Origin of the sequence: Mesorhizobium sp. M7A.F.Ca.US.010.02.1.1, assembly GCF_004023085.1 — a bacterium.
In the GTDB taxonomy this organism is placed as follows: domain Bacteria; phylum Pseudomonadota; class Alphaproteobacteria; order Rhizobiales; family Rhizobiaceae; genus Mesorhizobium.
In genome coordinates this window covers 18057-28086 of sequence record NZ_RZRV01000058.1, presented here as the reverse complement: position 1 = coordinate 28086, position 10030 = coordinate 18057, and the positions used below count along the sequence as shown (strand labels likewise).

The window sequence follows — 10030 nt, the reverse complement described above, 5'->3', positions numbered from 1 at the left end:
GTCATAGTGGCTGAGCTTGCGAGCGAGGCCGGCAACCCCGTGCGCTTGATAGCTCGCAACCCATTTGCGCACCGTTGCAGCATCTACGCCGTCGGCTGCACCGGCGCTCGCATAGCTCTCTTCACCACTCAAATAACGATCAACAACAGTGCGCTTCAAACTCTCGCTGTGTTTGGACATGAAAACCCCCGAAGGTGGATGTCCAACTTTCGGGGGTCAGTTCAGAAACGCCGGGGTCTTCTTGTCATGCAGTCCGAAACGCTTACGCGGCGGCCGAAACCTGGGCGCTTGCCGGAACCGAGGCGATCGTCTTCAGGATCTGCGAGGCGATCTGGTAGGGGTCGCCCTGCGAGTTCGGACGGCGGTCTTCCAGATAACCCTTGTAGTCGCTTTTGATGAAGGAATGCGGCACGCGGATCGAGGCGCCACGGTCGGCAATGCCATAGCTGAACCGGTTCCACGGCGCGGTCTCGTGCTTGCCGGTCAAACGCTTGTCGTTGTCCGGGCCGTAGACGGCGATGTGATCCATCAGGTTCTTGTCGAAGGCCGCCATCAGCGCTTCGAAATAGGCCTTGCCGCCGACTTCGCGCATATAGGCGGTCGAGAAGTTGGCGTGCATGCCAGAGCCGTTCCAGTCGGTGTCGCCAAGCGGCTTGCAGTGATATTCGATGTCGATGCCGTACTTCTCGGTCAGGCGCTGCATGAGGTAGCGGGCCATCCACATCTGGTCGGCGGCTTTCTTGGAGCCCTTGCCGAAAATCTGGAATTCCCACTGGCCCTTGGCAACTTCGGCGTTGATGCCTTCGTGGTTGATGCCGGCGGCGAGGCAGAGGTCGAGATGCTCCTCGACGATCTGGCGCGCAATGGAGCCGACATTGGAATAGCCGACGCCGGTGTAGTACGGGCCCTGGGGTGCGGGATAGCCGCTCTCGGGGAAGCCGAGCGGCCGGCCGTCCTTGTAGAAGAAATATTCCTGCTCGAAGCCGAACCAGGCGCCCTCGTCATCGAGGATGGTGGCGCGCTTGTTGGATGCGTGCGGCGTCACGCCATCGGGCATCATGACTTCGCACATGACCAGCACGCCGTTGGTGCGGGCGGGATCCGGATAGACCGCAACCGGCTTCAGCACGCAATCGGAGCTGTGCCCTTCGGCCTGCTGGGTCGAGGAACCATCGAAGCCCCACAGCGGCAGCTGCTCAAGATCAGGGAATTCGGCGAATTCCTTGATCTGCGTCTTGCCGCGAAGGTTGGGGACCGGGGTATATCCATCGAGCCAGATATACTCGAGCTTGTATTTCGTCATTCTAGCCTCTCGTTGCTTGATCACCGAACACTGAACGGCGTCGACATGCGTCTGCCGTCAGCAGACGGCCTGCCGCACACTTAAAATGCAATTCGTGTGCCATTCTTGGTCCGGAGGGTGCGGCAAAATTGACGCGGCATCCGCTCGAAAGTCGGTGAGCGCCTAAGCAATGCGCCCGGATCCATCACAATCGTTATTTGCACAAATAGTGTGCAAATACTGATCTTTTCATAGGCATATTGCCTAACTTGATTGCAGACCTTATCTTTGGACCAAGTTGAATCGAAAAGGTTCGGCGGAAGAAAGGAATCCGGCATGGAAATCATTTCCACACGACCGTCGGCCAAAATTCTGATGTTCCCGGCAGCAGCGCGCCTCTCTGCCTCAAATTTGAGCGGAAGGGCTAAGTTTGCGGCAGAGCTTGCCTCGCTGCGTGGTGCCCGCGCAGACTTCGGCGACGGCTGGTACCATGAGGCAGCCATCGAGGATGAGGCCCGGGGCCGCAAGAGCTGACACAGAGGGGCAGCAGCCCTCGTCAACGGATAATTGGCCTGAAAAGAGGAAGCCCGGCGCGATTGCTCGCGCCGGGCTTTATCTTTGTATGCTGGAGCTGTCAGCTACTGCTTGTCGTGCAGGTTGGTTCCCAGCGTATCCCTGACGAAGATCATGCCGATGATCAGCGACATCGCCGCGATCACCACCGGATACCAGAGGCCGTAGTAGATATCGCCCTTGGAGGCGCTGAGCGCGAACACGATCGCCGGCAGCAGGCCGCCGAACCAGCCATTGCCGATGTGATAGGGCAGCGACATGCCGGTATAGCGGATGCGGGTCGGGAACATCTCGACCAGGATCGCCGCGATCGGCCCGTAGACCATGGTCACGTAGAGGACCAGGATGAACAGGATGCCGATGACCTTTGCCCAGTTGACCGCCGCCGGGTCGGCAAACATCGCGAACGCACCGGCCGCCGGAACACTGTAGACGGTCACGTCCGTGGCGCCGGCAGCCTCATCGGCCGTCAGCAGCTTGTCCTTGACCGCCTGGGCGAGCGGGACAGTGGCCTTTTCACCGGCGCGAATGGCTGCCGCGTCGAGCTTCAGTTCGGGATTGGCCGCGACAAAGGCGTCGAGCTTTTGGTCAGCAACCTTGGCGGCAGCACGCTTCAGCGGGTAACCGCCGTCCTGAAGCGCCAGGTTGATCGCCTTCTTGAAAGCCGCATCGCTTGGAGCAGCCTTATCAGCGGCCGCCACGGCGTCGTAAGACGTCACGGTCTCGGCGCCGATCTTGACGCTGGCCGCTGTTCCCGCTGCCGCTGTCGTGACGATATCATAGGGCACCGAGCTTTTGGCCAGGAAGTCCGTCGCAATATCGCACGAGGTGAGAGGCTTGCGTGTTCCGGTTGGATTGAACTGGAACTTGCAGTCCCCCGGAGCAGCGGTCACCGTCGCACGCGTGTTCTGCTGGGCGGTGGCGAGCGCCGGGTTGGCGGCCCATGTCAGCGCCTTGAACAGCGGGAAGGTGGTGACGATCGCCAGCGCGAGACCGGCCATGATGATCGGCTTGCGGCCGATCTTGTCGGATAGCCAGCCGAACACGACGAAGAAGACCGCGCCGAGCGCCAGCGCAATCGCGATCATGATGTTGACCGACTGTGGGTCGACCTTGAGCACATTCGCCAGGAAGAACAGCGCGTAGAACTGGCCGTTGTACCAGACCACAGCCTGGCCGGCGGTGAGGCCGAACAACGCGAGCAACGCGATCTTGGCATTCTTCCACTGGCCGAAGGCTTCCGTCAGCGGCGCCTTGGAGCCCTTGCCCTCGTCCTTCATGCGCTGGAAAGTCGGCGATTCGGCAAGCGACAGGCGGATCCAGACCGATATGCCGAGCAGTATGGCCGAGAGCAGGAACGGAATACGCCAGCCCCAAGCCGCGAAATCCTCCTTGCTCAGCGAATTCTGCACGACCAGGATGACGATCAGCGACAGGAACAGGCCGAGCGTCGCCGTCGTCTGAATCCACGACGTATAGAAGCCGCGGCGATCGTCGGGAGCATGCTCGGCGACATAGGTCGCCGCACCACCATACTCACCGCCGAGCGCCAGGCCCTGCAGCATGCGCAGCCCGACCAGGATGATGGGCGCCGCAATGCCCCAGTTCGCCGAGCCGGGAAGCAGGCCGACCAGGAAGGTCGACAGGCCCATGATCAGGATGGTGACAAGAAATGTGTATTTGCGGCCGACGAGATCGCCAATGCGACCGAACACCAGCGCGCCGAACGGGCGCACCAGGAAGCCGGCGGCGAAAACAAGCAGCGTGAAGATGTTGCGAGTCGCCTCTGGATAGGAGGCGAAGAATGCCGCGCCGATCGCTCCGGCCAATGCGCCGTAGAGATAGAAATCATACCATTCGAAAACGGTGCCGAGCGAGGAAGCGAAGATGACTTTCTTCTCCTCCCGCGTCATGCCGCGGCTTGCTCCGCCGGCGGTCGATGCGATTGCCATTGCGTTATCCTCCCGTGAGACCCGTTCTCGATGCTGCGCGACACCGTCCGCGTTCTCCTCCGAGCACGGACTCAACGACAGCCATTCGGAAAAATGGCAGAAAGCGCCTGCCAAAGGCAGCGCGTCTTTGGGATTATGACTTTGGTATTAGGTGCACTGCGGGATGAATCCGGGCGAGCTGGGAAAACTCCTTAGCGCTTGAGCGCTTCCAGCAGGCCGACAGCAGCCATCATGTCGCGCTTGCGAGCCGCGCGGCGGGCAACGGCTTCGGCGTCCTGCCCCCAATGCTCGATCTGCCAGTCCTCGTCGACATGGGCAGCGGCCCAGGCAGGATCGGCATCGAGTTCGCCGAAATCGACAGCCAGCGCCAGCAGAGCCGAACCGGTCAGCGACGTCATCACATGGATGGCGGCGAGCCGCAGCGGCTCTGTTCGCTGGGCAAGATGGCTGCCCAGCACGGCGATGGTCTCGCGCGGCTGCTCGACATGGATAATGCCCTCGGCGAGATTGAAGCGGACCCCGAGTGTTCCCCTCACCCAGTCTATCACCGGGTCCCAATGCTGGCTCTGCCGCTCCACCAGCCCTTGCGGTGCGTCGGCGCGATAGCAGAGCAGATCGGATGAGGCAAAGCGCAGGATATCCTCCAGCACCGCCTGGGGGTCGCTGGCGACACCGTCGATGGCGGTGTTGACGAGACGCATCACCGGCATGGTCACCGGATCGATGGTCTCGCTTTGGGCGGCGAATTCGTCGGCGACAAGCACTGCTGCTGCCTCGGTAGGCAGCGCCAGCAGCGCCTTGCTCGGGGTGCGCACCGGCTTGCCGTCGAGATGCACGGCAAAGCCATTGTCGACAGGTGCGACAGAGGCGGCCTTGTAGAAGCGCTTCGGCAGATGCGTCTTCATCTGGATCTGGGCGCGACGCACCGGATCGGGATGGGAAAGATATTTGCCCGCTTCGAGGTCGTTGAGGATATCACGCATGAAGGTCTCTCTTACACCGGCGTCAGCTTGCGCGCCGGCCGGTTGACGATGATCAGGCCGGCGGCAATTAGGCCAAGTGCCAGGAAAATGCGCATGGTCAGCGGCTCATTCAAGAACATGGCGCCGCACAGCACGCCGAAAACCGGCGACAGGAAGGTGAAACTGGACAGGCCTGATGCCGGATAGCGCCGCAGCAGCCAGAACCACAGCACATAGGTGAAGGCGACGATGTAGACAGCCTGGAAAAGCAGCGCCAAAGTCGGCAGCACGGTCGGATCGCGAACGGGCGGGCCGGCGAGAGGCAGCACCAAGACGCCTACGATCGCTGCCCCGGCGAGCTGGTAAAGCAGAAGCTTTTCGGCGCTCGCCTCGACCAGCTTCGACCGCTTGATGAGGATGTTGGTCAAAGCCCAGAAGAATCCGGAGCCGAGGCTCAGGAGATCGCCGAACAGCATGTCTCCGCCGCCGCCGAGCTTGTCGGAAAACACCGCGGCAAGACCGGCAAAGGCCAGCAGCAGGCCAAGGAATTTTCTCAACGTGATCTGCTCGCCAAGCAGGAAATGGCCGCCGAGCAGCATCCAGAACGGCATCGTGTTGACCAGCAGCGTGTTGCGGGCAACGGTCGTATGCTCCAGGCCGACATAAAGGCAAAGGAACTCGATGCCGAAAAGCGCGCCAACCGCGATGCCGGCGAGCAAGGTCCCGTCGCGCGTGAAAAGCGCGATGCCGCGCCACCGGCACCAGGCAAAGACACACAGGCCGCCGATGATCGAGCGCGCGATCGATAGGAAAACCGGATCATAGCCAGCGTAGGAGATCTTGGCGGCGACGTAATTCAGCCCCCAGGAAAAGGTCAGCCCGACCATGATGGCGGCGGCGGCCATGTCGACCGTGTCGCGACGATCAAGCGTATCGGTGGCGAGCCCGTCGGTGGCGCCGCTCACGATCAGTCCTCCGCGCTGGCGTCGTCGAAGCCGATCAGGTTCCAGCTCTGTCGCATGTGCGGCGGCATTGGCGCGGTGACATCGATGACGCCCTTGTCGGGATGCGGAATGATGATGCGGCGCGCATGCAGATGCAGGCGGTTTTGAATGCCGCCGGGAAAGTCCCAGTTGGTGTCGGCCTCGAAATATTTCGGATCGCCCAGGATCGGACAGCCGATGTGGGCGGCATGAACGCGAAGCTGGTGGGTGCGGCCGGTATAAGGCTCCATCTCCAGCCAGGTCATCGTCTGCGCCGCCTGCTCGATGATGCGGTAGTAGGACACAGCGTGGTCGGCGCCCTTTTCACCATGCGCGGCGACCCGCACGCGGTCACCGTCCGGCGTCGGCTCCTTGATCAGCCAGGTCGAGATCTTGTCCTCGCGCTTGGGCGGCACGCCCTTAACCAGCGCCCAATAGGTCTTCTTGGTCTCGCGGGCGCGAAACGCTTCCGAGAGCTTCATGGCGGCCAGCCGGCTACGGGCGACGACCAGAACACCCGAAGTGTCGCGGTCGAGCCTGTGAACCAATCTGGGCTTCTCGCCCTTCTGGTTGCGCCAGGCTTCCAGCATGTCGTCGACATTGCGGGTGACGCCCGAGCCGCCCTGCACCGCAAGGCCCGCCGGCTTGTTGAAGACGAAAACCTTAGGGTCCTCATGGATCAGCATCTTGGCGAGAACATCGGCATCGCCCTGGTTGCGGATCGAGTGGCCGGTCAGCGCACTCTCGCCCTTCTTGTCGACCTCGAGCGGTGGGACGCGAACCATCTGGCCGGGCTCGACACGGGTGTCGGCCTTGACCCGGCCGCCGTCGACACGGATCTGGCCGGAGCGCAGAAGCTTCTGCAAATGGCCGAAACCAAGGCCCGGGAAATGGGTCTTGAACCAGCGGTCGAGCCGCATGCCCGCCTCGCCGGCCTCCACCGTGATCTGTTCAACGCCTGCCATGTTTTTTGTCGCTTATCCGTTTCCCGAGCGAAGCTCGGCCTGTTCTTGGCGCGGCAATAGCACTAAGGCAGGCTTCTTGCGAGCCAAAGTCCCAGAAACAGGGCGATAATGGCGCCAACGACGCTGGCAAGGGCATAAGCCAGTGCAGGCAGCGTGGCTCCCCGCTCCCACAGCGTCGCGAAATCGAGCGAAAAGGCGGAGAAGGTGGTGAAGCCGCCAAGAATGCCGGTAGCAACGAACAGCCTGACCTCGTTCGATCCGCCACGGCGCATCATGGAGGCGATGAACAGCCCCATGGCGAAGGAGCCGATGACGTTGATGGCCATCGTGCCCCAGGGATAGTTTGGGCCGACAAGGCGCAATGCGCCGATGTTGGTGAGGTGACGAATTCCGGCACCGATGCCGCCACCGACGACGACGAGAAGCAGATTGAACATGACCGTTTACTGCCCCCGCACGGCTGCCCGGTCAATCCCTTGTTGCGCGCGCAACCGCACGGATCGGCCGAGTTCGTCACCACTCAGGCGTTGCCCATCTCGGATATTTTTTCCTGAACTCGTTATAGAGGTCATCGATCTCCGCTTTGCCGATTGGGCGCACCTGTTCGTAGAGGTAGCCCTTGACGTCGCCGGACAGCTGGTACGCCGCGATGCGCCTGTATGCTGCGGCGATGCCTTTGCCCTCGACAATGTATTGGTCCGGTATCGAGACACAGAGCTGCGCGCCCGGCTGCAGATGGATAACGGGCGGGTCGGTCACGACAACGTATTTGGACTTCAACGTCGCCGGTCTGAATCGATCGCGACTATCGACCTGACAAGCCCACTCGATGCGAGGGTAAAGGTCCTTGTCCATTTCATACAGCAATGAATCGCTCATCATCCCGCTGGATGCAAACACCGACAACCGGTCCTCAGGTCCCATCTTTCCAAGAAGGTCATCGATAAGGCGCCTGTATTCTGGAAGATTGTCGAGGTGCAGCGGGAGCGTGGCTTCGCTGGCAAAGACGTAGCTGATCGGTGACAGCACCTGGCGGCCAGTCGGGAAAAAAGTACCGAAAAACGCCAGCCCGGCGGCAACGGCTATCGCGGCGTTCGACCATAGCGATCTCAGTGCCGGCATCGAAACGATCGCAACGATTGCCTGGGCGTAGGCAGGAAAGAGCCAAAGAAATACTGGCACCGAATGATGGCGATCCGGGTCCTGCATGCGGGTGAAGAGGACGAAGGTGAGTGCCGAAGCAACGGCACAGAACAGGGAAAATCTGTTTTTCGGCGTATGATGGAGATGTAAAGGCCAAATACGATCAACAGCCAGTTCACATAGCTGAGCCGCGATCCTACCTGGCCAAGCTGTGAACCGAAGTTTGTCTTGTATCCGCTGTAAAGGTCGCCATAGCTGGTTCCCAGTATCTTGAGGATCAGGGGTTGCTGGAAGGTCAGCGCGGCTCCGATACCACGAGGATCGCACACAGGCTCCCGACGGCGGCATTGCGGAGTGCCGGAAAGTCCCGGTCTTTCGCCTGCAGAAAACAGAAGAAGGCTGCGGAAATTCCGACCCCGATGACGGGATAGGCGTACCAGCGGCGCAGCACGAATGCCAACCACAGGCATACGCCGACACGTATTCCGCTGATCACCGGTTCATGGGTCAGGAACCTCGATTTCCAGAGAAAATAGGTTGCCGCGCAAAGCGCGAAACAGCCGGCAATGTCAGGCAACCCACGGAGCGTCGCCGCCCAGAAGGGCGTGTAGAGAAAGGCCGCAATCCATACGGTGAGCCAGCTTCGGCATGAAGATGTTCCGGTCGCCGCCTCCAGATAGCTTATTCTGCCGATGAGAAGAGCGGTCGGACCAGATAAACAGCGACTGTTCCGGCGATGTAGGAAAACCTCGAATCGCCAAAAATGATGTGAAACGGCATCAGCGGCACCAGGATCGCCGCACTGTAGTCATCCGTGGCTATCGAGGTTCTCAGGTGGCTGAGCCATTCGAGAGGGCTCTGAACCAAGAGCGTGCCTTGCTGGCTGAACGTGTCGAAATAGGCAGCGAAGTCCCAGTAATAGACAGGCTGTTCAAGCCCTACATAGGTGAGAGCAAGAGCAACTCCCAGCAGAGCGGTGCACACATAGGTCGTTGCCCAAAATCCGAGAGATCTGTTCTTCGTCACTTGAAGCCGCCAGGAGGGGAGAGGCAGAACTGTCAAAGTCAGCCCGGGGCCGCCGTTCATGCAGCCAGGAGCCGTTCCGGCGCATGAGCGGCCACAAGGATGGGCCAAATCTCACATGCGGAGCACCCAAATGCCGCCGGCAGCGCCGGTTCTCTAAAGCTCAGGTCGTCCCGGCATTTTTCGGCTTGGTCGAGCCGATCATCTTCCAGTTCTTGTAGAACATGGAATTGATGCGCTCGACGCTGACCGAGACGATGGCGAGCATGCCCGCGATGAGACGGGGAACCGGAGACGGCCTGATAATGTCCATGAACACGCAGTAGCGGCGGCCGTCATACTCGTTGACCGAGCGATGCAGCAGCGTGTCGTCGAAGATGAACAGCGGATTGTCGTACCAGTAATTCTTGACGTTGCCGCACTCGACGAAAATCTCCGACTTCACCGGGATCAGATTGTAGAGGATGCGCAGGCTGAGCCGCAGCGGGCCGAAATGCCAGGACGTCGATTCGCGCTTGCTGAAGACGGAAACGGCTATGGTCTTGATATATTTGAAATCCTTGTTGAACTCGGCGACATTATCGATCCTGTGCTTGCCGTACCACTGGTAGACATACATGCCGCGCCGGCCGGCGCCGAAATTGGCGTCGATGTCGGCAATGATCTCATCCTTGCGCGCTTTGAAGATGTCCAGGACCTCGTTGACCTCGCGCTGATAGTCGGCGGGAAACTGCTCCAGCTTCCAGACGCCCGGATTTCTGTAGCACATGAGGTCGACCAGCAGATTGAACGGCGAAAGCAGCCAGGTGAACAGGCCGTTGCCGAGAAAATAGCCTGAGAACAGCGACAGATCCTTGCGGTCGTTGCGCAGCACGTCGATCAGGCCGCAGATGATGAAGATCGTCGTCAGGATGGGAATGAAATAGAAGCCAAGGGCGAGAAGCGGGATGGCAATGGCGAACTTGCGAAGGGATTTGCGAAGGGTTTTTGTCATTTTTCCACGCGCGAAGCGCGATCCTGTTGCGAATGAGGTGCCCAAATCAAGGCAACGGCCACCGCCCGGCCGTGCGCCTTGATAAGGTTTTTTGGGTTACCACACAACGGCCCTGCTATCGTGGCCGGCTGGCTGCCTGGCGGATCTGGTCAA

Annotated in this window: 12 protein-coding genes; 1 reads left to right on the top strand and 11 read right to left on the bottom strand. The window is 60.5% G+C overall.

The genetic code is table 11. The features are described 5' to 3' along the window. Both EOA19_RS32205 and EOA19_RS32200 read right to left on the bottom strand, forming a co-directional pair. Nucleotides 1–180 (bottom strand): helix-turn-helix domain-containing protein (locus EOA19_RS32205; protein WP_164893097.1); only part of this gene is annotated, 180 nt, incomplete at its 3' end. 82 nt (nt 181–262) lie between these two features. Continuing rightward, nucleotides 263–1303 (bottom strand): glutamine synthetase beta-grasp domain-containing protein, encoded by a 1041-nt coding sequence (locus EOA19_RS32200; protein WP_023812071.1) that lies wholly within the window; start codon nt 1301–1303, stop codon nt 263–265. Nucleotides 1304–1618: 315 nt separating this feature from the next. Between EOA19_RS32200 and EOA19_RS32195 the strand changes: the two genes are divergently transcribed. After that, nucleotides 1619–1816, top strand: a complete 198-nt coding sequence (locus tag EOA19_RS32195; RefSeq protein ID WP_023812072.1) for a DUF2735 domain-containing protein — start codon at nt 1619–1621, stop codon at nt 1814–1816. A gap of 104 nt (nt 1817–1920) precedes the next feature. Here the strand turns inward: EOA19_RS32195 and EOA19_RS32190 are convergent, their stop codons facing one another. The 9 genes from EOA19_RS32190 to EOA19_RS32160 all read right to left on the bottom strand — a co-directional run bounded on the left by EOA19_RS32190 (nt 1921) and on the right by EOA19_RS32160 (nt 9877). After that, the gene (locus tag EOA19_RS32190) at nt 1921–3807 is read right to left on the bottom strand and encodes an MFS transporter (protein WP_023812073.1); all 1887 of its coding nucleotides are present in this window, start codon (nt 3805–3807) and stop codon (nt 1921–1923) included. Between the two features lie 191 nt (nt 3808–3998). Beyond that, a complete protein-coding gene (locus EOA19_RS32185) occupies nt 3999–4790 on the bottom strand; it encodes an ATP12 family chaperone protein (protein ID WP_023812074.1) in 792 nt (263 codons plus the stop codon). Nucleotides 4791–4801: 11 nt separating this feature from the next. Beyond that, a complete protein-coding gene (locus tag EOA19_RS32180; protein ID WP_050592714.1) occupies nt 4802–5674 on the bottom strand; it encodes a DMT family transporter in 873 nt (290 codons plus the stop codon). Between the two features lie 62 nt (nt 5675–5736). After that, a complete protein-coding gene (locus EOA19_RS32175; RefSeq protein ID WP_023812076.1) occupies nt 5737–6717 on the bottom strand; it encodes an RluA family pseudouridine synthase in 981 nt (326 codons plus the stop codon). Nucleotides 6718–6779: 62 nt separating this feature from the next. Further along, nucleotides 6780–7154 (bottom strand): fluoride efflux transporter CrcB, encoded by a 375-nt coding sequence (crcB, locus tag EOA19_RS32170; protein WP_023812077.1) that lies wholly within the window; start codon nt 7152–7154, stop codon nt 6780–6782. A 76-nt stretch (nt 7155–7230) separates the two neighbouring features. After that, nucleotides 7231–7899 carry a hypothetical protein gene (locus EOA19_RS36195; RefSeq protein WP_245273248.1) on the bottom strand — a complete coding sequence of 223 codons (669 nt, stop codon included), beginning with the start codon at nt 7897–7899 and terminating at the stop codon, nt 7231–7233. A 256-nt stretch (nt 7900–8155) separates the two neighbouring features. Further along, nucleotides 8156–8437 carry a hypothetical protein gene (locus EOA19_RS36190; protein WP_245486407.1) on the bottom strand — a complete coding sequence of 94 codons (282 nt, stop codon included), beginning with the start codon at nt 8435–8437 and terminating at the stop codon, nt 8156–8158. Nucleotides 8438–8541: 104 nt separating this feature from the next. Then, a complete protein-coding gene (locus EOA19_RS36185) occupies nt 8542–8886 on the bottom strand; it encodes a hypothetical protein (protein ID WP_245486406.1) in 345 nt (114 codons plus the stop codon). Between the two features lie 160 nt (nt 8887–9046). Further along, on the bottom strand, nt 9047–9877 hold the full coding sequence (locus EOA19_RS32160) for an aspartyl/asparaginyl beta-hydroxylase domain-containing protein (protein ID WP_023812078.1): 831 nt from the start codon (nt 9875–9877) through the stop codon (nt 9047–9049). Nucleotides 9878–10030 lie beyond the last annotated feature (153 nt).